This window comes from Pseudomonas sp. 24 E 13 (assembly GCF_900004715.1).
In the GTDB taxonomy this organism is placed as follows: Bacteria; Pseudomonadota; Gammaproteobacteria; order Pseudomonadales; family Pseudomonadaceae; genus Aquipseudomonas; species Aquipseudomonas orientalis_A.
The window spans coordinates 7,840-28,503 of record NZ_CVTO01000144.1; the positions used below are offsets into that span (position 1 = coordinate 7,840).

Sequence of the window (20,664 nt, forward strand, 5' to 3'; positions counted from 1 at the left end):
CCGCAGAAACGGATATGTACTCGGTCCAATCCAACATCCTGGTCGGCCCAGAGGCCGCCATCGGGGGCAACCCCCCTCCCACACTAGGTCGGTGTATAACCATGGACGGTCATACTCAGGGCCTATGCTCGAAACCCGGCGCAGCAAATTCCGCCCACTAACCTTTCGATCTGTTCCAAGTGCGGGCACAATGCGTGTCCTTTTTTGGCAGGCACCGCCGCAGGCTCTCAAAAATGATCAAAACGCCGTACTACCTCATCGATAAACAGAAGCTTCTGGTCAACATGCAGAAGATTGCCTACGTGCGCGAGCAGTCCGGCGCCAAGGCTCTGCTGGCACTCAAGTGCTTTGCCACCTGGTCGGTGTTCGACCTGATGCAGCAATACATGGACGGCACCACCTCGTCGTCGCTGTATGAGTTGAAGCTCGGCCGCCAGAAGTTCGAAGGTGAGGCGCACGCCTACAGCGTGGCCTGGGCCGATGATGAAATCGAAGAGATGCTGGACAACTGCGACAAGATCATCTTCAACTCCATCAGCCAGCTGCAGCGCTTTGCCGAGCGCTCCGAGGGCAAGACCCGCGGCCTGCGGGTCAACCCGCAAGTGAGCAGCTCCGATTACCTGCTGGCCGACCCGGCGCGTCCGTTCAGCCGCCTGGGCGAATGGGACCCGGTGAAGATCGAAGGCGTGATCGAGCAAATCTCCGGTTTCATGTTCCACAACAACTGCGAGAACGGCGATTTCAGTCTGTTCGACAAAATGCTCGGCACCATCGAAGAACGCTTCGGCGCGCTGCTGCACAAGGTCCAGTGGGTCAGCCTCGGCGGCGGCATCCATTTCACCGGTGAAGGCTATGCGCTGGAAGCGTTTTGCGCGCGTTTGAAAGCATTCTCCGAGAAGTACGGCGTGCAGGTGTACCTGGAACCGGGGGAAGCGGCGATCACCAACAGCGCGTCGCTCGAAGTCACCGTGCTCGACACGCTCTACAACGGCAAGAACCTGGCCGTGGTCGACAGTTCCATCGAAGCCCACTTGCTGGACCTGCTGATCTATCGCCTCAACGCTAAGCTGGCGCCAAGCGAAGGCGAACACACCGTCATGGTGTGCGGCAAATCCTGCCTGGCCGGGGACATTTTCGGCGAGTACCAATTTGATCGTCCGCTGGCCATCGGCGATCGGCTGTCGTTCATCGACACCGCGGGCTACACCATGGTCAAGAAAAACTGGTTCAACGGCCTGAAAATGCCGTCCATCGTAGTGAAACAACTCGACGGTACAGTCGAAGTGGTTCGTGAATTTGGTTACGACGACTACCTGTCCAGCCTTTCGTAAGCTGGCGGATAAAGGAGAGATAAAGCAATTGAAAAAGAACGTTCTTATCATTGGTGCAGGAGGTGTCGCCAAGGTGGTGGCCCACAAGTGCGCGCAGCACAACGACGAACTCGGTCGTATTGCTATCGCGTCGCGCAACATCTCCAAATGCCAGGCCATCATCGACAGCGTCAAGGCCAAGGGTAGCCTCAAGGTTCCCGCCGACATCCAGGCCTTCGCGCTGAACGCCCTGGACGTGGAAGCGACCAAGGCCCTGATCCGCGAGACTGAATCGCAGATCGTCATCAACGTGGGTTCCGCGTTCCTCAACATGTCGGTACTGCGTGCCTGCATCGACACGGGCGTTGCGTACCTCGACACCGCCATTCACGAAGAGCCGGGCAAGGTCTGCGAGACCCCGCCGTGGTACGGCAACTACGAATGGAACCACCTGGAAGAATGCAAACAGAAGAACATCACCGCCATCCTGGGCGTGGGCTTCGACCCGGGTGTCGTCAACGCGTACGCCGCGCTGGCGCAGCAACAGCATTTCGACCGCATTGATTCGATCGACATCCTCGACGTCAATGCCGGCTCCCATGGCAAATACTTCGCCACCAATTTCGACCCGGAAATCAACTTCCGCGAGTTCACCGGACAGGTGTGGAGCTGGCAGAACAGCCAGTGGACCAGCAACACCATGTTCGAAGTCAAACGCACCGACGACCTGCCGGTCGTCGGCTCGCAGAACCTCTACCTCACCGGCCACGATGAAGTGCACTCACTGTCGAAAAACCTCGACGTGCCCAACGTGCGCTTCTGGATGAGCTTCGGCGAACACTACATAAATGTGTTCACCGTGCTGAAAAACCTCGGCCTGCTCTCCGAGAAACCGGTCACCACCGCCGAAGGCCTGGAAGTGGTGCCGTTGAAAGTGGTCAAGGCCGTCCTGCCCGACCCGTCTTCGCTCGCCCCCGGCTACACCGGCAAGACCTGCATCGGTGACCTGGTCAAAGGCACCAAGGATGGCCAGCCGCGCGAGATGTTCATCTACAACGTGGCCGACCACGAGGAAGCCTTCGCCGAGACCGACAGCCAGGGCATCTCCTACACCGCCGGCGTGCCACCGGTCGCCGCCGCGCTGCTGGTAGCGCGTGGTGAGTGGGATGTGAAACACATGGCCAACGTCGAGGAACTGCCGGCCGAGCCGTTCCTGAAAGCGCTGGACGTGATGGGCTTGCCGACTCGCATCAAGGACGAGCACGGTGATCGGGCCTGGAATGCGCCTGCCTGACAGGCGATCGCTGACCGAACAAAGAAATGCGCCCTCAGGGGCGCATTTTTTTGTTGGGGCACGGATACCCAATAAAACAACGCGATCCCCTGTGGGAGGAGGCAAGCCCCCTCCCACACTGGGTCCGGGGCTACCCGCAGGCACCCCGTGTGCTTTTACAGGTAAACTCCCCTCCTTTTCCTCTTCTGCACGGAGTTCGCCTTGCGTCTGTTCCACACCTCCGACTGGCACCTTGGGCAAAACCTGCACGGCCAGGAACGCGACTTCGAACACGCCTGTTTCCTCGAATGGCTGCTGGACCAGTTAAAGGCCCACCGCCCGGAGGCGCTGTTGATCGCCGGCGATATTTTCGACACGGTCAACCCGCCGCTCAAGGCACAGGAGCGCCTGTATGACTTCATCATCAGCGCCCACGAACAAAACCCGACACTGACGATCGTGATGATTGCCGGCAATCATGACTCCGGGTCGCGCATCGAATTGCCCGCACCGTTGATGCGCCGCCTGCGCACCCACGCCCTGGGCCGGGTGTTGTGGCTCGATGATGGCCAGTTGGATGCCGAACGCCTGTTGATCCCGTTGCCGGATGCCAAAGGCAAGATCGCCGCCTGGTGCCTGGCGCTGCCGTTCCTGCGCCCGGCGGAAGTCACGGGCGCACAGTTGGGCGATGATTACCTGCAGGGCATCGGCCAGGTGCATGAATGGCTGATCGCCGCCGCCAACGCCAAACGCAAAAAGGGCCAGGCGCTGATTGCCATCAGCCATGCACACATGGCCGGGGGATCGGTGTCGGAAGACTCCGAGCGCAGCCTGATCATCGGCAATGCCGAGGCGCTGCCGGCCAAACTCTTCGATAGGAGTGTCGGCTACGTCGCCCTCGGCCATTTGCACAAGCCGCAGAAGGTGAATGGCGAAGAGCGTATCCGCTACAGCGGTTCGCCGATTCCGCTGTCTTTTTCCGAAATCGGCTACAAGCACCAGGTGCTCGACGTGACGTTCCAGGGCGAAAGGCTGGTCAGCGTCGAACCGCTGCCGATCCCGCGCTCGGTCAATCTGCAACGCCTGGAGGCCGCGCCTCTGGCAGATATCCTCAAACAGCTGGCCGACTTGCCCGATGTGGATTTGCTGGCCGAAACCCAACGTCACCCATGGCTGGAAGTCCGGGTACGCCTTGACGAACCGCAGCCGGACCTGCGCCAGCAGATCGAAAATGCCCTGCAAGGCAAGGCCGTGCGCCTGGTGCGCATCGCCGCCGAATACGCAGGCAATGGCCCGCGCGAAGGCAGTGATGAAGAGCGCCTGGTCGAACTCGACCAACTCACCCCCCAGGAATTGTTCAGCCGCGCCTGGCAGGACAGCTATGGCAGCGAAGTGGATGAACAGACCTTGAAGGACTTCGCCGTGCTGCTCCAGGAAGTGCAACAGGAGGGCGAACAGCCATGAAGATCCTCGCCATCCGCCTGAAAAACCTCGCGTCCCTGGCCGGACCGTTCGAGATCGACTTCACCGCCGAGCCGCTGGCCAGTGCCGGTCTGTTCGCCATCACCGGGCCGACCGGCGCCGGCAAGAGCACCCTGCTCGATGCGCTGTGCCTGGCGCTGTTTGGCGCGGTGCCGCGCCTGGGCGATACCGGCCAGGCCAAGATGCCGGATGCCGACAGCGACATTTCCATCGGCGACCCGCGCACCCTGCTCAGACGGGGCACCGGCGGTGGTTATGCCGAGGTGGATTTCGTCGGCGTCAGCGGCCGCCGCTACCGTGCGCGCTGGGAAGCCAATCGCGCGCGCGACAAGGCCAGCGGCAAGTTGCAGAACAGCCGCCAGAGCTTGATCGACCTGGACAGCGAGCAACTGCTGGCCAGTCAGAAAACCGAATACAAGACCCAGCTGGAACTGGCCCTGGGCCTGAACTTCGAACAATTCACCCGCGCAGTGCTGCTGGCGCAAAGCGAGTTCAGCGCCTTTCTCAAGGCCAACGACAACGAGCGCAGCGAACTGCTGGAAAAGCTCACCGACACCGCGCTGTATACCCAACTGGGCCGCCGTGCGTTCGACAAGGCCAAGGATGCCAGGGACGTGCACAAACAATTGCAGGACCAGGCCAGCGGCGTGGTGCCTCTGGCTGCCGAAGCCCGCGCCGAGCTGGATCAACAACTGAGTCAGGCACAACAGCAACTCAAAACCCACCAGGCCCAACTCAAGCAGTTGGAGTTGCAGCACACCTGGCTCAAGGAGTTGCGCGAATGGCAGGAGCGCCGGCAAAGCGCCGCCGAGCAGCTGCAACAAGCCCAACAACTGTGGGACAGCCAAGGCCAGCAGCGCCAGGACCTGACGCGCCTGGACCAGCTCGCGCCGCAGCGCCATCACTTCGTGCGTCGCGCTGAACTCGACGCATTGCTGGCCCCGCTCGCCGCGCAGATTCAACAGCACCTTGAGCAACAAACCGCGCTGCACAGCCGTCAGGAACAGGCGCAACAACAGCAGGCCGCCGCCCAATCGGCCCTGGCCCAAGCCCAACAGAACCAGGCAAGCGCCGCGCCTTTGCTGCGCCAGGCCTTCGAAGAACAGACCACCCTCACCCACTTGACCAAAGAGCTGGCCAAGCGCACCGAGGAAAAGCAGCAGCACGAAAGCGCCTGCCACGAAGGCCACGTCTTGCTCACAGGCTTGCAGGACAAACAGGCCCAGGTCGCCGAGCGCCTGCATAGCCTGGCCACCGAACTTGAGCGCAGCGCCACCCTCGCGCCACTGAGCGATGCCTGGACGGCCTACCGCGACCGCCTGCAACAACTGATGATGATCGGCAATCGCCTGAACCAGGGCGAGGCTGAACTGCCGCAGCTTGAACAGCGCGTCAACGCCGCCGTCGAGCAATTTACCCTGCAACGCGAGGCCCTGGACCTGCTGTACCAGGAGGCCGGCGCCGAACCCCACGCGGTGGCCGAGCAAATTCAATTGCTCGCCAGCCTCCTGCAGGACAATCGCAAGCAACAACGCGCTTTCGAAGACCTCGCACGCTTGTGGGGCAGTCAACAGCAGCTCGACACCCAGGCCGGCACCCTGGCGCAGAAACTCGCCGACGCGGCGCAGCAGCGCGAGCAACTGAACCAGACCGGCCTGCAAACCAAAGCCGAACTGACGGTAGCCGAGCAAACCCTGACGGTGACCAAGCAACTGCTGGAGCGCCAGCGCCTGGCCCGCAGTGCCAGCGTCGAGGAACTGCGCGAACAGTTGCAGGATGGCCAGCCCTGCCCGGTCTGCGGCAGCCACGAACATCCCTATCACCAGCCCGAAGCGCTGTTGCAGAGCCTGGGTCGCCACGATGAAAGCGAAGAGGCCACAGCGCAGCAAGCCGTCGACCGCCTCAAGGAAAAACTCACCGAGCTACGCGGCGAAGTCGGTGGGCTGATCGCCCAGCAAAAGGAATTTTTGGCGCAACAGGAACAGCTGGCGCTGCAGCAGCAGGCGTTGGCGCCGAGCCTTGAAGCGCACCCACTGTACGCGACGCTGTTGCATCAGGACGCGGTCAAGCGCACCGACTGGCTGGCCCAGCAACTGGCGCAACTGACGCAAAGCATCGCCCAGGACGAACAGCGCCAGGGCGCCCTGCTCAACCTGCAACAAAACGCCGGGCGTTTGCAGCAGCAATTGCAGGCCGCCCAGGACGCGAGCCAGCAGGCCCGACAATTGTTGCTCGACCAGCAGCGCGCCCTGGCCGGTGACCGCGAGCGCCTCGACACCGAGCTTGCCAGCTTCGCCAGCCTGTTGCCCGCCGCCACCCTGGAAGGTTTGCGCAGTGAGCCGGCGGCGACCTTCATGCAACTCGACCAGCAGGTCAGCCAGCGTCTCGAGCAACTGGGCCATCAGCGCGATGAACTGGCCGAGCAGCAAGAGCGCCAGCAGGCCATCGAAAAACAACAGACCCATCAGCAGCATCGCCAGCAGCAGTCAGAAGCCCTGAATCTGCAGGTCGCGCAGCTCTGCACCCAGCAACACGACGCCCAGGCCAAACTCAGCGACTTGCTCGGTGCGCACGAGAGCGCCGAACAGTGGCAACAGCAGTTGGACCGGGCCGTCAGCCAGGCGCGCCAAAGCGAAGCCGACGCCAGCCAGGAACTGCACGCGGTGCACACCGCACTGGTGCAACTGGTCGCCGATCTCAAGGCCCTGCTTGAACGTCAGCAAGCGCTCGAGACGGAGCAACAAGCCCTGGACACGCGCATCACTGCGTGGCGCGCCGCGCATCCCGAGCTGGATGACCAAGGCCTGACCCGCCTGCTGGCCTTCGACGAGGCCCAGGTCACGGACCTGCGCCAGCAGTTGCACACCCGCGAAAAAGCCGTTGAACAAGCCGGTGTCTTGCTGCAGGAGCGCGAACAGCGCCTGGCCGAACATCAGGCCTTGCACAACGGCAACCTGGACGCCGAGCAGCTGGACAACAGCCTCGCCGTGCTCAACCAGCAACTGGCCGAGGGCGAGAAACACTGCGCCGAACTGCGCGCCCGCCAGGCCGAAGACCAGCGGCGCCAGGACGCCAATCACGCCCTGGCCGAACAGATCGCCAAGGCCTATGACCAATGGCAGCGTTGGGCCCGCCTGAATGCACTGATCGGTTCGGCCACTGGCGACACGTTCCGCAAAATCGCCCAGGCCTACAACCTCGACCTGCTGGTGCACCACGCCAACGTGCAATTGCGCCAACTGGTGCGCCGCTACCGCCTTAAACGCGGCGGCAGCATGCTTGGCCTGCTGGTGATGGACACCGAGATGGGCGACGAACTGCGTTCGGTGCACTCGCTGTCGGGCGGTGAAACCTTCCTCGTCTCCCTGGCGCTCGCCCTGGGCCTGGCGTCGATGGCGTCCAGTACCTTGAAGATCGAGTCGCTGTTTATCGACGAAGGTTTCGGCAGCCTCGACCCCGAATCCCTGCAACTGGCGATGGACGCCCTGGACGGTTTGCAGGCCCAGGGGCGCAAGGTGGCGGTGATCTCCCACGTGCAGGAAATGCACGAACGCATCCCGGTGCAGATCCAGGTCAAGCGCCAGGGCAATGGCTTGAGCACCCTGGAGGTCAAGTGAGCGCGGCGCTGCTGTATTCGTTCCGGCGCTGCCCCTATGCCATGCGCGCACGGTTGGCGTTGCGCTATTCAGGCGTACCGGTGGAGATCATCGAGGTGAGCCTCAAGGCCAAACCGGCCGACATGCTGGCGTTGTCGCCCAAGGGCACGGTGCCGGTGTTGAGCCTTGACGGCCGGGTGATCGAGGAAAGCCTGGAGATCATGCAATGGGCCCTGGCGCAGCACGATCCCGAGGATTGGCTGCTGCAACGCGATCCTGCGGTGCTGGCGTTGATCGCCGAGAATGACCAGGTGTTCAGACATCACTTGAATCGATACAAGTACGCCGAGCGCTACCCCGAGCACGCAATGGAACATTATCGGGCCGAGGGTGAGGTGTTCCTGCAAATGCTGGAGGACTTGCTGGGGGACCATGACTACTTGCTTGCAGAGCGCATGAGTCTGGCGGACGCGGCCGTTGTGCCGTTCGTACGGCAGTTCGCTCATGTGGATCGCGAATGGTTTGCGGGGGCGCCGTATCCACGGCTTCAGGCATGGCTGCAGCGGATTCTGGAGTCACCGCTGTTTATGGCAGTGATGGCAAAACCCTGAAACCAACATCAATCAACCTGTGGGAGGGGGCTTGCCCCCGATTGCGGTGGGTCAGCTACAGATAAGCAGACTGACACATTGCCATCGGGGGCAAGCCCCCTCCCACAGGTTGATCTTTGTTAGCCCTGGGTCTTGTGATCCAGCGCGGCATAGAAGTTGGCACTTTGTTGCAGGTACTTCTGGGTATAGGCAGTGGTGCCGGATTTTTTGCCGGTGACGTCCACGCTGGCTGCCGCAGGCAGAGCAACGGTCGCGGAAACGGCGGAAGCGGCGATGATCGAGAAGAGATTGAAGTTCATGACGGTAACCCTCGTGTGCGTTGGTTTTGGTGGCCGGGAGGCCTTGGAAGCCAACTTACGCCCGAGGGTTGAAGCTTAGAAATGCTTTGAAACAGTAGCCGTCATCAATAAAATTAATAGTGAAGGTCAGGCCCCGGCGTTCGGGGCCTGTGGCTTATTGACGCGCCAGGAACTTGAGGTCGCTGGGCGCATCGATCGGCAATTTCTGCACGGTTTTACCCAGCAGGCCGGTCTTGGGGTCGCGTTCAACCACCACGATTTCATTGCTTTTCTGGTTGGCGATCAGCAGGAACTTGCCGCTCGGGTCCAGGCTGAACTCGCGCGGGTGGTCGCCTTCGACCGAGCGGCGCTGGATTTCCTTGAGGTGCGCGGTGGCCGGGTCGATGCTGAACACCACAAGCTGATTGGCCGTACCACGGTTGCTGACGTAGAGGAACTTGCCGTCGCTGGAGGCGTGCAGCGCAGCGCCGGCTTTATCGGACACCGGCTGGCCGGCGGCGAAATCCACCAACTGGGTTTGCGCAAGCTTGCCATCGTTGTAGTCGAAGACCGCCACCTGGGCGCTCATCTCGGTGGTCAGCCAGGCATGCTTGCCATCGGCGCTGAACAGCAAGTGGCGCGGGCCGCTGCCCGGTGGCAGTTGCACGGCGGCAGGCTCGGCCGGGGTCAGCGGCAGTTCGTGGTTGGCCTTGGGGTCGTAGCGGTAGGCAAACACTTTGTCCGCACCCAGGTCCTGCACGAATACATACTTGCCGTCCGGCGACGACACCACCGAATGCACGTGGTTGGAAGCCTGGCGTTCAGGGTTCACACCGCTGGCCGGGTGCCCGCTCAACTGCACCGGGGCCGACAGCTTGCCGTCGGTGTCCAGCGGCAAAATCGCCAGGCTGCCGCCCGGGTCTTCCACCACCGAATAGTTGGCGACAAACAGATAACGCCCGTCGGCGGCCACGCTGGAATGAGTCGGCTCATTGCCCAGGCTCTGCACCTGATTGATCAGGGTGAGCTGATAATTCTGCGGATCGATACGGTAGCTGCTGACGCGACCGACCACATCGTCCTGGCCCGGACCGTTTTCGTTGACAACAAACAGCTGCTTCTGGTCTTTGGAAAGCGTCAGCCAGGACGGGTTGGCGGTTTTCGCCGCCAGCACCGGCTTGCCGCTGAACTGCCCGGTACGGCTGTCGAATTGCAGGCGGTAGATCCCCTCGCTGCTGCCGGCGGTATAGCTGCCGACCAGCAGTTCATAGGTGTCGGCCGGTGCAGCCTGCACCGACATCGCGCCGACACTGCCGGCCATCAACAGGGGCCAGAATTTACGCATCATCTGCTTCGTCCTCATCGTTATTGTTGTCGCCCTGGATGGCGCTCAGGCAGACCAGACGGTGTTCACCGTCGTCGTTACACAGCACCCAGCTTTGCAGGCTGTCATCAAAGGTCGCCGCCTCCAGTTGTTCTGGACTGAAGGTCCACCGCTTGAGTTCCCGACCGTCCATGCTTTCGATCAGCAACTGCCGGTCCAGCGTGAAGTCGAAGGCGTGCAGCCCGTTGATGATCAGCATGTCGCTGGTGGCAAGGGCGGTGGTCAGAGTGTCGGCAGTCATGGCAGTCAATCATTTACGAGGAAGGTCGCAATGATAGCCCAAAGCAATAATGTAGGAGCGAGCTTGCTCGCGAAGAACTCACAGACAGCGCATTTATCCAGAATGCATGCGTTATCGTTGACGTTTTTCGCGAGCAAGAACTAGGCGTCCCCCTCGCTCCTACACTTAGTGCGCAAACAACGAGTTGCCCTTCTGCCCTGCCAGCTTCTCGGGCTTGATCAGGAACCGTGCCAGTGCCGGCAGCAGCCACAACGCGCCGAACATGTTCCACAGCAGCATGAAGGTCAGCATCAGGCCCATATCGGCCTGGAACTTGATCGCCGAGAAGATCCAGGTGCACACGCCGATGGCCAGGCACAGACCGGTGAACAGCACGGCTTTACCGGTGGACTTGAGCGTCTGGTAATACGCCTCTTGCAGCGGCAGGCCGGCGCGCAGGAAGCTTTCCAGGCGGCTGTAGATGTAGATGCCGTAATCCACGCCGATGCCGACACCCAGGGCCACCACCGGCAAGGTCGCGACCTTGACGCCGATGCCCATGAACGCCATCAGCGCGTTGCCCAGCACCGAGGTCAGTACCAGCGGCAGCACGATGCACAGGGTCGCCGCCCAGGAACGGAAGGTGATCATGCACATGGTCGCCACGCACAGGTACACCAGGATGAGGATGATCAGCTCCGACTCCTTGATCACCTCGTTGGTGGCCGCCTCGATCCCGGCGTTACCGGCGGCGAGGATGAATTCCAGGCCGTCCTTGTTGTTCTCCCTGGCGAAGTCCTGCACCGCGTGCACCGCACGGTCCAGGGTCTCGGCCTTGTGGTCGTTGAGGAACACCAGCACCGGCGCCAGCGAGCAATTGTTGTTGTACAGGCCATCGGCGCGGGCGATGGAGTTGTTCAGCACGTCCGGGTTGCGCGACAGGGTTTCCCATTTCAGGTTGCCCTCGTTCATGCCCTTGATCATCTGCTTGGACACGGTCACCAGCGAGATCGCCGACTGCACGCCCTCGGTGTTCTGCATCTTCCACATCAACTGGTCGATGGGCGCCATGGCTTCATAGCGCGAGCAGCCTTCAGCCTTGGTCTTGACCATCACCACCAGCACGTCGGAGCTGGTGGAGTAGTTGCTGATGATGAAGTTGTTGTCTTTGTTGTAGCGCGAATCCGGGCGCAGTTCCGGCGCGCCCTGGTCGAGGTCGCCGATCTTCAGGTTCTGGCTGTACCAGAGGCCGCCGCCAAAGGCGACCAGGGCCAGCAGGATCGATACCGGGGCGACTTTGGCGCTGGCGAATTTCGACAGCAGGCGCCAGAACGGATGATCGCGGTGTGCGTCCTTTTTACTGCGTTCGATGGCGCGGTTGCTGATGCCCGCATAGGAAATCGCCACCGGCAGCAGAATCAGGTTGGTGAACACGATCACCGCCACGCCGATGGACGCGCCGATGGCCAGTTCGCGGATCACGCCGATGTCGATGATCAGCAGCGTGATAAAGCCCACGGCGTCAGCGAGGATCGCGATCATCCCCGGCAGGAACAGTTGCCGGAAGGTGCGCCGGGCTGCGGTCAAGGCGTTGTCCGCCTCGCTGGATTGCAGGGCAATGCCGTTGATCTTCTGCACGCCATGGGAGATGCCGATGGCGAAGATCAGGAACGGCACCAGCATCGAATACGGGTCCAGCCCAAAACCGAAGAAGTGCATCAGCCCCAGTTGCCAGACCACCGCCACCAGTGTCGTGCTCAACACCGCAATGGTGCTGCGCAGGCAATTGGTGAACCACAGCAGCAGAATCAGGGTGATGACGAACGCAACGCCGAAGAACAGCACCACCATCACCAGGCCATCGATCAGGTCGCCGACCTTTTTCGCAAAGCCGACAATGTGGATCTTGACGTTGGGGTTCTGGGCTTCGAACTTGTCGCGGATCTTGTCTTCGAGTTCATGGGAGAACTTGCGATAGTCCAGGGCCAGCAACTTGCCCTGGTCCTGGGGGTCCGGGTAGGACTCCAGCAGCGGGATATCGACGATGCTCGACTTGAAATCGTTAGCGACCAGGCGCCCGACCTGGCCGGACTTGAGCACGTTGTTGCGCAGTTGATCGAGGCTTTGCGGCGAGCCGTTGTAGCTCTGCGGGATCACCTCACCGCCGGCGAAGCCTTCCTCGGTCACTTCGGTCCAGCGTACGCTGGGGCTCCACAGCGACTTGAGGCCCGAGCGGTCGACGCCGGAGATGTAGAACACCTCGTCGTTGATCTGCCTTAGGGTCTCCATGTATGACTGGGTGAAGATGTCGCCATCCTTGGCCTCGACCGAAATGCGCACGGTATTGCCCAGGTTGGCCAGGTCATTGCGGTGCTCCATCATCTTTTCGATGAAGGGGTGCTTGAGGGGGATCATTTTTTCAAAGCTGGTGGAGGGGCGAATCAACGTCGCCTGCCAGAACAGGAAGACACTCACCAGCAGGCAAATGAGGATCACTGCCGGGCGATTGTTGAAAATCAGGCGCTCAAGAAAGGTCGCTTTATCGTTGTGATGACTGCTCATGCTTCCCGCCTTTTTCTTATTGTTTCGTCGGTTCGGCGCCAGCAGCTGTCGCGACGCGAACGCCGCCCTGCCCGACCAGAATCAAGTTGCCATTGCCTGCCGCCGTCACCGCTGAAAGCGAAATCCGGTCCGGGCGGTTGAATACGCTGAAGGTCTGGCCATCGTCGTGGCTGACCACCACGCTGCCGCCATTGCCCACCACGACGATGGAACCGTCATCGAGCAAGGTCGCCCCCGACAGCCCGAATTCGAGGGCGCCACGGGCGGCATTCAACTCGACCGGCGCCCAGGTGCCGCCAAAGTCGGTGGAACGGTAAAGGTTGCCGCGCAGGCCGTAGGCCAGCAGGGTGCGCGGCTGAGCGGTGCCGATCACGCCAAACAACGAGCCCTCGTAGGGGCCTTCGAGTTTTTCCCAGGTCTGGCCGTCATCGCTGGAGCGGAACATGCTGCCCTGCTCCCCCACGATAAACAGGCCGGCGTCCTTGATCGAGGCAATCGCATTGAGGTGGAACTGGTCTTCGTTGTCGAGACGGTCGCTGACGTCTTCCCAGGTCTCGCCGCCATCGGTGGTCTCGATCAGCGCCCCGTAGGCGCCTACGGCCAGGCCGTGATTGGCATCGTTGAACCACACGTCGAGCAGCGGCGCTTCGCGCTTGAGGTCCTGGTATTGCTGGGTCCAGCTGGCGCCACCGTCGCTGCTGGCCAGGATCTGCGCATCATGGCCAACCGCCCAGCCGTGCTTGGCATCGACGAAAAACACCGCCGTGAGCAGTTGCCGGGTGGGGACTTTGGCCTGGGCCCAGGTGCTGCCCTGGTCATCGGAATAGAGGATGTGCCCGCGATCACCCACCGCCACCAGGCGCTGGCCGGCATGCACGACATCGATCATCAGGCCTTTGGCGGCCTTGGGGGATTCAATCGCAAAAGTGGTATCGCTGGCGGCCTGGACGACCGTCGGCAATGCGACGGCCCCAAACAGCGAGAGCGCTGTGGCCAGCAACGCAAGCTTGCGTGCGGCGCGTGGGCGGCAAACAACCCAACCCATGACAGGCTCACTCATAGACCTTTCTCCCATTTATTATTGTTAGGTCGTGTCGCCTGGCGCAGGGCTCTGAAACCTGCAATCTAGAGCGCCTGGGGCAAGCACGGGCCATCCTATCGGGCTTTCGAATCGTCTGACAATCGGCGCTACGTTATCTTTTGTTAACTGACGGCATTTGGCCACAAGCTGAATATCCCTGCATCAGCTGAAATGATGATTCGCACATCAAATGAATTTTTATTCCATCTATTGAATTTTGAGAATATTTATTCCATTAATGCCCTTCCTGAAAATAATAATCCAAAGGACCACGGCGATGCGTGAACTCGGAATCGGCTTGATCGGCACAGGCTTCATGGGGCGCGCCCACGCGCTGGCGTTCAACAACGCCCGGGCGGTCTTCGAACTGCCGGTCACGCTTGCACTGGCGGCGCTGGCCGATGCCGACGCTGAGCGTGCGCAACGCTGCGCCAGTGCCTGGGGGTTTGCCCAGGCCCATGTCGACTGGCAGGCGCTGATCGACGACCCCAGGGTCGATGTGGTGGCCATCACCACGCCCAACCACCTGCATTACCCCATGGCCATGGCCGCGATTGCGGCGGGCAAGGCGGTGTATTGCGAGAAGCCGCTGGCGGTCAGCCTGGAACAGGCCGATGCGATGCGTCGCGCGGCCAGCGCGGCAGGGGTGGTGACGCGCGTCGGCTACAACTACCAGCACAACCCGATGATCGTACTGGCGCGACAGATGATTGCCCGCGGCGAGCTGGGCGAGATCATCAGTTTCCAGGGCGAGTTCAGCGAAGACTTCATGGCCGATCCGGCCTCGCCCTGGTCATGGCGCTGTGAGGTGGAACACGCAGGCGGCGCGCTGGCGGACCTCGGCAGCCATTTGCTGTCGATGGCCCATTATCTGGTGGGCGAAGTGGTCAGCGTGTGCGCCGATACCCAGACCGTCCACGCGCAACGGCCGGCCTTCAAAGGCAGCCTCGAGCTGAAATCCATCGCCGTGGATGACCAGGTGCACGCCCTGCTGCGCTTTGCCAACGGCGCGCGCGGCACGGTCAGCAGCAGTTGGCTCAAGCACGGCTACAAAAACCACCTGAGTTTCGAAATCAGCGGCACCCTGGGCACGCTCGCGTTCGATCAGGAGCGCTTGAACGAATTGCGCCTGTGCCGCGTCGGCCAGGACGGTTTCCAGCGTCTGCTCGCCGGCCCCACCCTGCCCGGTTATGCCGCGTTCAGCCCGGCGGCGGGGCATCAGTTGGGTTACAACGAGCTTAAGACATTGGAGGTACAGGAGCTGATCATGGCGCTGGCGGGGCAAGGCGGCGATGGCACTGATTTTGAGGCGGCGTGGGCGGTGGAGCGGTTGGCGACGGCGATTCGGATGGCGTCCAAAGAAGAACGCTGGGTCCAAGTGAACTCGATCTAAATGTGGGAGGGGGCTTGCCCTAATACTGTAGGAGCGAGCTTGCTCGCGAAAAACTCACAGGCACCGCGTTCATTCAGAAAGCACGCGTTATCGTTGATGTTTTTCGCGAGCAAGCTCGCTCCTACAGACATCAGGGCAAGCCCCCTCCCACATTTGGTCTGCGTTACCTTCACTATCAGCGCAGGGCTCGGCGTAGCACCTTGCCGACGGTGGTTTTGGGTAACTCCGTGGTGCGAAACTCCACATACCTGGGCACTTTGTACCCGGTCAGGTATTCCCGGCAGTGGGCGAGGATCTGCTCCTGGGTCAGCTTGGGGTCCTTGCGTACCACGATGATCTTGACCCGCTCGCCGGTCACGCCATCTTCCACGCCAATCGCCGCTACTTCCGCCACCCCTGGGTGCATCGCCACCACATCTTCGATTTCATTGGGGTACACGTTGAAGCCCGAGACCAGGATCATGTCTTTCTTGCGGTCCACCAGGCGAATGTAACCGCGTTCATCCATCACCCCGATATCACCGGTGGACAACCAGCCGTCGGCGTCCAGCACTTCGGCGGTTTCCTTCGGGCGCTTCCAGTAGCCCTGCATCACTTGCGGCCCGCGCACCTGCAATTCGCCCGGCTCGCCGATTTCGGCCAGTTCACCGTCTTCACGCATGAAGCGCACCCAGGTCGACGGCAACGGCACGCCGATGCTGCCGGTAAACGCCATTTCGCGCATACGATGAATGTCGATGGGGCTGATGCTCACCACCGGTGAACACTCGGTCAGCCCATAGCCTTCAACGATCGGCAGCCCGGTGACTTCTTTCCAACGCTTGGCCACCGCCGTGTGGGTGGCCATGCCTCCGGCGATCACCAGGCGCAGGTCGGAAAAGTCCCGCGCACAGAATTCCTTGTTCTCCAGCAAACCGTTAAACAGCGTGTTGACCCCGGCAATCCCGTTGAAGCGCTCCTTGCGCAGGATCATCTGCACCCGTTTCACGTCCCGGGGATTGGCGATGAGGATATTGCGCCCACCCAGGCACATGAACATCAGGCAGTTCACCGTCAGGGAAAAGATGTGGTACAGCGGCAGCAGGGTCACGTTGGTTTCCTGCTTGTCCTGGTCCAGTTGGTCGCCGACCCAGGCCTTGGCTTGCAACAGGTTGGCGATGATATTGCGATGGCTGAGCATCACGCCCTTGGCATCGCCGGTGGTGCCGCCGGTGTATTGCAGGAAGGCCAGCTCATCGCGGTCCAGACTGACCGGCAGGTACGTCAGCGCCCGCCCCTGCTTGAGCACTTGGTTGAAACGCACAGAACCTTGCAACCTGAAAGCAGGCACCTGCTTTTGCACGCTGCGCAGGATGAAGTTCATCGCCGCGCCCTTGAAGGTACCGAGCAGGTCGCCGATGGCCGCCACCACCACGCGCTTGACGCTGCTGCCGGACACGACTTTTTCCAGGGTGTGGGCGAAGTTTTCGAAGATCACCACGGTCTCGGCGCCGCTGTCCTTGAGCAGGTGCTTGAGTTCATGGGCGGTGTACAACGGATTGACGTTGACCACCACCGCGCCGGCCAGGATCGTGCCCAGCAGGCAGATCGGGTACTGCAAGCAATTGGGCATCATCAGCGCGACACGGTCGCCCTTCTTCACCCCCTGACCCTGCAGCCAGGCGGCGAAGGCGTGGCCTTGGGTGTTCCAATCGGCATAGGTCATTGGCGTGCCGATGCTGACATAGGCCACGCGCTCGCGGAATTTTTCCAGGTGCTCCAGGAACACTTCGCGCAATGAGGGGTAATCCTCGATGGCCGCATCGATGTCCGCCGGCACGCCGGGCAGGTAGGCGTTCAACCAGATGCGTTCGGTCTGTTCCAGGCTGATGGCGTTCATGGCAGTGTCCTTATTGTTGTTGTGGATGAGGCTACTTTTCGACGATGGCGGTGATACCCAACCCGCCCGCCGCACAGATCGAGATCAACCCGCGACCGCCACCGCGCTCATGGATGGCCTTGGCCAGCGCCGCCAGTTGCCGGCCGCCGGTGGCGGCAAACGGATGGCCGCAACCCAGCGAGCCGCCGTTGACGTTCATTTTGCTGCGGTCGATAGCGCCCAGCGGCGTGTCCAGGCCCAAACGCTCGCGGCAGTAGTCCGGGTCTTCCCAGGCCTTGAGCGTGCACAGCACCTGGGCGGCGAAGGCTTCGTGGATCTCGAAGAAATCAAAGTCGGCAAAGCCCAGGCCTTCGCGTTTGAGCATGCGCGGTACGGCGTAGGCCGGGGCCATCAACAGGCCTTCGGTGCCGTCGACGAAATTCACCGCCGCCGTTTCGCCGGTGCGCAGGTAGGCCAGCACCGGCCAGCCATTGGCCGCGGCCCAGTCTTCACTGGCGAGCAGCACCACCGAGGCACCGTCGGTCAGGGGCGTCGAGTTGCCGGCGGTGAGCGTGCCGTTGTGGCGGTCGAAGGCCGGTGCCAGGCCGGCGAGTTTTTCCAGGCTGATGTCGGCACGCAGGTTGTTGTCCCGTGCGAGGCCCCGATGGGGGCTGATCAGGTCGTCGAAGAAACCGCGCTGATAGGCCGCGTCGAGGCGTTGATGACTGGCAAGGGTCAACTCATCCTGGGCCAGGCGCTTGATCTGCCAACGCTTGGCCATTTCTTCGCAGTGCTCGCCCATGGACAGGCCGGTGCGTGGCTCGCCATTGCGCGGCAGCAACGGCTTGAACAACATCGACGGACGCACCTTCAACAGGGTCTTGAGTTTATCGCCCAGGCCCTTGGCCCGATTGGCCTGGAGCAAGGTGTGGCGCAGGGATTCATTGATGCCGATGGGCGCGTCGGAGGTGGTATCCGCGCCCCCGGCGATGCCCACTTCAATCTGGCCGAGGGCGATTTTATTGGCCACCAGCAACGCGGCTTCCAGGCCCGTGCCGCAGGCTTGCTGCACATCGTAGGCGGGCGTCTGCGCGGACAATGTGGTCGACAGCAGTGACTCACGGGCCAGGTTGAAATCGCGCGAATGCTTGATCACCGCACCGGCGGCGAACTCACCCAGGCACTGGCCGTGCAGATTGTAGCGGTCGACCAGGCCCTGCAGTGCGGCCACCAGCAAGTCCTGATTGGTCTCATGGGCATAGACGGTGTTGGAACGGGCGAACGGCAGGCGATTACCGCCAATGATCGCCACGCGTCGGCTCGGGGGCGGATTGAAGCTGTATTCACTCATGCAAGGCTCTCATTCCAGGCGATTGATCCCACATAAACAACCCGCGCATATGCGGTTTGTCGCCGGCGACACTGCGCACTTCGAACTCGCGCAGCGGGCCGGTCACAGGGTGACTCCACAGGGCGACCTGGCCGGGCAGGAAGATCGGCAACTTGAAATCGCAATGGGCTTCGGCGCGGTCCAGGCCACCCGGTGGCTGCTGGGCAGCCAGCGCCCGACCCAAGGTCCACATGCCGTGGGCGATGGCGCGGCGAAAGCCGAAGATCTTCGCGCCCATGACCGATGTATGGATCGGATTGAAGTCTCCCGAGACCTTGGCAAAGCGGCGCCCCAGGTCGGCGGGCAAGACCCAGCGCTGGGTGCGCAGCAACCCCTCTTCCTGCAACGGCAGTGCATCCGCCCACAGCTCCCCGACGGGATTTTTCACCTCGCGGCGCAGGTACAGGCTGTCGCTTTCCCACACCAGGGCTTCTTCAGCGTAGGCACGGGTGGCGATGCTCAACGCCTGCCCCTTGGGATGAGCGACCCAACGCTCGCAAAACACTTCCAGGCGCAGCGCCTGACCTTCATGCAAGCGTTGATGCTGGCGAATGCGATTGGCCAGGTGCACCATGCCGCTGGCCGGGTACGGAAAGCTGGGGCGGGTCAGCAGCATCAAGTGCAGCGGGAACGCCAGCACATGGGGATAGGACAGCGGCACGCCCTGCTCGCGGCGAAAGCCACAGGCGCGGCCATAAGCGGTGATGGCGGCGCCTGACAATTCCACCGCCGGCCGCACCAGGCGCTCCCTGGGCAATGGCGGCGCGGCGTCGGGCTTGGGCTTGCGCAAGCCGCGCACGCCGTCGAGCAACAGTTGGGTGCGCGAGGGCGGCGGGTCGATAATCTGCGTTACATAGTCCATGACTCAGGCTCCCAGCAGGCTTTGGCCGCACACCCGCACTACCTGGCCAGTGATTCCACCCGAGCCGGGATGGGCCAGCCAGGCGATGGTCTCGGCCACGTCGATTGGTTGCCCGCCCTGGGACAGGGAATTCATGCGCCGCCCGGCTTCACGGATCATCAGCGGAATTTTCGCGGTCATCTGCGTTTCGATAAAGCCTGGCGCCACCGCATTCACCGTTACCTGGCGCGCCGCCGCCTGCGGGGCCAGGCCCTGCACCAGGCCGATCACGCCGGCCTTGGAGGTGGCGTAGTTGCTCTGCCCGAGGTTGCCGGCAATCCCGGAAATCGACGACACGCACACGATGCGCCCGCCAGGGTTCAGGCCCTGGTTATCCAGCAGCGCCTGACTGAGCTGCAACGGCGCTTCAAGGTTGACCGCCAGCACACTGCGCCAGGCAACTTCGGTCATTTTGGCGATGGTCTTGTCGCGGGTAATCCCGGCGTTGTGCACCACCACATCGAAGGCGCCGTACTGGCCGACATGCGCCTGCAATAACGCAGCGGCATCCGCGGCGGTAATGTCCAGGGGCAGCGCCGAGCCGTTCACGCTGTCGGCGGCCTGTTGCAGCGCCAGGTGGGCCTGGGGCACGTCGACACACACCACATGGGCACCGTCGCGCGCCAACACCTGGGCAATGGCCAGGCCGATGCCCCGCGAGGCACCGGTGACCAGGGCGCGCCGGCCGGCGAACGGCTTGTCCCAATTAACACTCAGCGCGTCGTCCAGCGGTTTTTCCAGGCGTACCACTTGCCCCGACACATAGGCCGAACGACGCGACAGAAAGAAGCGCAGGCTGCTGTCCAGCGCGTCTTCGGCGCCGGGCGCCACGTAGATCAATTGCACGGTAATTGCCCGGCGCAGCTCCTTGGCCAGCGAGCGCGCCAACCCTTCGAGCGCGCGCTGGGCGACGGCCTGGGGCAAGTCCTGGCAGTGTTCCGGCGCAGTGCCGAGTACCACCACGCGCGCGTGTTGGCCCAGGCGCTTGGCATTGGCGTGAAAGAACCGGTAGAGCTCGTCCAGGTGCTGCGGGTCGGTCACGCCGGTGGCATCGAAAACCGCGCCCTGCACCTTCACCGTGGACGGCGCCCTGAGAGTGGCCGGGCTGGCGGCGACGGTATCGGTGCTGATGAAGATGCGTTGCACCTGCTCCGCCAGGCGCCCTGCCCCGGCGAGGATCACCGGGTTGGCCAGCCCCTGCTGGCCACTGCGGTGGCGCTGCAGGGGCAGAGGTTGCGGCAAGCCGACGGCCTGGGCCAGACGACGGCCCCAGGGGGAATTGACGAAAGAAAGGTAGCTGTCACTCATAGATAGATCCATTCACA

General features: G+C 62.2%; 15 protein-coding genes. 6 read left to right on the forward strand and 9 right to left on the reverse strand.

Annotated features, from left to right (window positions below; all coding sequences use genetic code 11):
• Nucleotides 1-233 precede the first annotated feature (233 nt).
• The 5 genes from BFP90_RS19590 (at nt 234) to BFP90_RS19610 (ending at nt 8,272) form a co-directional block, all read left to right on the forward strand.
• Nucleotides 234-1,331 (forward strand): carboxynorspermidine decarboxylase, encoded by a 1,098-nt coding sequence (locus BFP90_RS19590; RefSeq protein ID WP_065897758.1) that lies wholly within the window; start codon nt 234-236, stop codon nt 1,329-1,331.
• 28 nt (nt 1,332-1,359) lie between these two features.
• A complete protein-coding gene (locus BFP90_RS19595) occupies nt 1,360-2,604 on the forward strand; it encodes a saccharopine dehydrogenase family protein (RefSeq protein WP_065893042.1) in 1,245 nt (414 codons plus the stop codon).
• Between the two features lie 201 nt (nt 2,605-2,805).
• Complete coding sequence (locus tag BFP90_RS19600; RefSeq protein WP_065897759.1) at nt 2,806-4,047, forward strand: exonuclease SbcCD subunit D C-terminal domain-containing protein; 1,242 nt, start codon at nt 2,806-2,808, stop codon at nt 4,045-4,047.
• Nucleotides 4,044-7,682, forward strand: a complete 3,639-nt coding sequence (locus tag BFP90_RS19605) for an AAA family ATPase (protein WP_065897760.1) — start codon at nt 4,044-4,046, stop codon at nt 7,680-7,682. Before BFP90_RS19600 ends, BFP90_RS19605 begins: the two co-directional genes overlap by 4 nt.
• Nucleotides 7,679-8,272, forward strand: coding sequence for a glutathione S-transferase (locus BFP90_RS19610; RefSeq protein ID WP_065897761.1), 594 nt, complete (start codon nt 7,679-7,681; stop codon nt 8,270-8,272). Before BFP90_RS19605 ends, BFP90_RS19610 begins: the two co-directional genes overlap by 4 nt.
• A gap of 119 nt (nt 8,273-8,391) precedes the next feature.
• On the opposite strand, the gene BFP90_RS19615 is transcribed toward BFP90_RS19610, so the two are convergent.
• The 5 genes from BFP90_RS19615 to BFP90_RS19635 form a co-directional block, all read right to left on the reverse strand.
• Nucleotides 8,392-8,571, reverse strand: a complete 180-nt coding sequence (locus BFP90_RS19615; RefSeq protein WP_065897762.1) for a hypothetical protein — start codon at nt 8,569-8,571, stop codon at nt 8,392-8,394.
• Between the two features lie 154 nt (nt 8,572-8,725).
• Nucleotides 8,726-9,898, reverse strand: coding sequence for a lactonase family protein (locus tag BFP90_RS19620; protein WP_065897763.1), 1,173 nt, complete (start codon nt 9,896-9,898; stop codon nt 8,726-8,728).
• The gene (locus BFP90_RS19625) at nt 9,888-10,175 is read right to left on the reverse strand and encodes a DUF5629 family protein (protein WP_065893048.1); all 288 of its coding nucleotides are present in this window, start codon (nt 10,173-10,175) and stop codon (nt 9,888-9,890) included. Before BFP90_RS19625 ends, BFP90_RS19620 begins: the two co-directional genes overlap by 11 nt.
• Before the next feature lie 165 nt (nt 10,176-10,340).
• The gene (locus tag BFP90_RS19630; RefSeq protein ID WP_065897764.1) at nt 10,341-12,716 is read right to left on the reverse strand and encodes an efflux RND transporter permease subunit; all 2,376 of its coding nucleotides are present in this window, start codon (nt 12,714-12,716) and stop codon (nt 10,341-10,343) included.
• 16 nt (nt 12,717-12,732) lie between these two features.
• On the reverse strand, nt 12,733-13,761 hold the full coding sequence (locus tag BFP90_RS19635; RefSeq protein ID WP_176718060.1) for a WD40/YVTN/BNR-like repeat-containing protein: 1,029 nt from the start codon (nt 13,759-13,761) through the stop codon (nt 12,733-12,735).
• 313 nt (nt 13,762-14,074) lie between these two features.
• Between BFP90_RS19635 and BFP90_RS19640 the strand changes: the two genes are divergently transcribed.
• Complete coding sequence (locus BFP90_RS19640) at nt 14,075-15,190, forward strand: Gfo/Idh/MocA family protein (RefSeq protein WP_065897766.1); 1,116 nt, start codon at nt 14,075-14,077, stop codon at nt 15,188-15,190.
• A gap of 175 nt (nt 15,191-15,365) precedes the next feature.
• Here BFP90_RS19640 and BFP90_RS19645 read toward each other — a convergent pair whose 3' ends face one another.
• From BFP90_RS19645 to BFP90_RS19660, 4 genes are read right to left on the reverse strand one after another with little or no spacing between them, the layout of a single operon-like run.
• The gene (locus tag BFP90_RS19645; protein WP_065893052.1) at nt 15,366-17,069 is read right to left on the reverse strand and encodes an AMP-binding protein; all 1,704 of its coding nucleotides are present in this window, start codon (nt 17,067-17,069) and stop codon (nt 15,366-15,368) included.
• Between the two features lie 31 nt (nt 17,070-17,100).
• Nucleotides 17,101-18,399, reverse strand: a complete 1,299-nt coding sequence (locus tag BFP90_RS19650; RefSeq protein ID WP_065893053.1) for an acetyl-CoA C-acetyltransferase — start codon at nt 18,397-18,399, stop codon at nt 17,101-17,103.
• Nucleotides 18,392-19,300 (reverse strand): MaoC/PaaZ C-terminal domain-containing protein, encoded by a 909-nt coding sequence (locus tag BFP90_RS19655; RefSeq protein ID WP_065897767.1) that lies wholly within the window; start codon nt 19,298-19,300, stop codon nt 18,392-18,394. Before BFP90_RS19655 ends, BFP90_RS19650 begins: the two co-directional genes overlap by 8 nt.
• A gap of 3 nt (nt 19,301-19,303) precedes the next feature.
• Nucleotides 19,304-20,647, reverse strand: coding sequence for a 3-oxoacyl-ACP reductase (locus tag BFP90_RS19660; RefSeq protein ID WP_065897768.1), 1,344 nt, complete (start codon nt 20,645-20,647; stop codon nt 19,304-19,306).
• Nucleotides 20,648-20,664: the final 17 nt, after the last annotated feature.

Coding starts and splice junctions, on each gene's coding strand:
- BFP90_RS19655 (WP_065897767.1), bottom strand. CDS start 19,300: ATGGACTATGTAACGCAGATTATCGACCCGCCGCCCTCGCGCACCCAA.
- BFP90_RS19605 (WP_065897760.1), top strand. CDS start 4,044: ATGAAGATCCTCGCCATCCGCCTGAAAAACCTCGCGTCCCTGGCCGGA.
- BFP90_RS19640 (WP_065897766.1), top strand. CDS start 14,075: ATGCGTGAACTCGGAATCGGCTTGATCGGCACAGGCTTCATGGGGCGC.
- BFP90_RS19590 (WP_065897758.1), top strand. CDS start 234: ATGATCAAAACGCCGTACTACCTCATCGATAAACAGAAGCTTCTGGTC.
- BFP90_RS19650 (WP_065893053.1), bottom strand. CDS start 18,399: ATGAGTGAATACAGCTTCAATCCGCCCCCGAGCCGACGCGTGGCGATC.
- BFP90_RS19630 (WP_065897764.1), bottom strand. CDS start 12,716: ATGAGCAGTCATCACAACGATAAAGCGACCTTTCTTGAGCGCCTGATT.
- BFP90_RS19615 (WP_065897762.1), bottom strand. CDS start 8,571: ATGAACTTCAATCTCTTCTCGATCATCGCCGCTTCCGCCGTTTCCGCG.
- BFP90_RS19660 (WP_065897768.1), bottom strand. CDS start 20,647: ATGAGTGACAGCTACCTTTCTTTCGTCAATTCCCCCTGGGGCCGTCGT.
- BFP90_RS19620 (WP_065897763.1), bottom strand. CDS start 9,898: ATGATGCGTAAATTCTGGCCCCTGTTGATGGCCGGCAGTGTCGGCGCG.
- BFP90_RS19635 (WP_176718060.1), bottom strand. CDS start 13,761: ATGGGTTGGGTTGTTTGCCGCCCACGCGCCGCACGCAAGCTTGCGTTG.
- BFP90_RS19645 (WP_065893052.1), bottom strand. CDS start 17,069: ATGAACGCCATCAGCCTGGAACAGACCGAACGCATCTGGTTGAACGCC.
- BFP90_RS19625 (WP_065893048.1), bottom strand. CDS start 10,175: ATGACTGCCGACACTCTGACCACCGCCCTTGCCACCAGCGACATGCTG.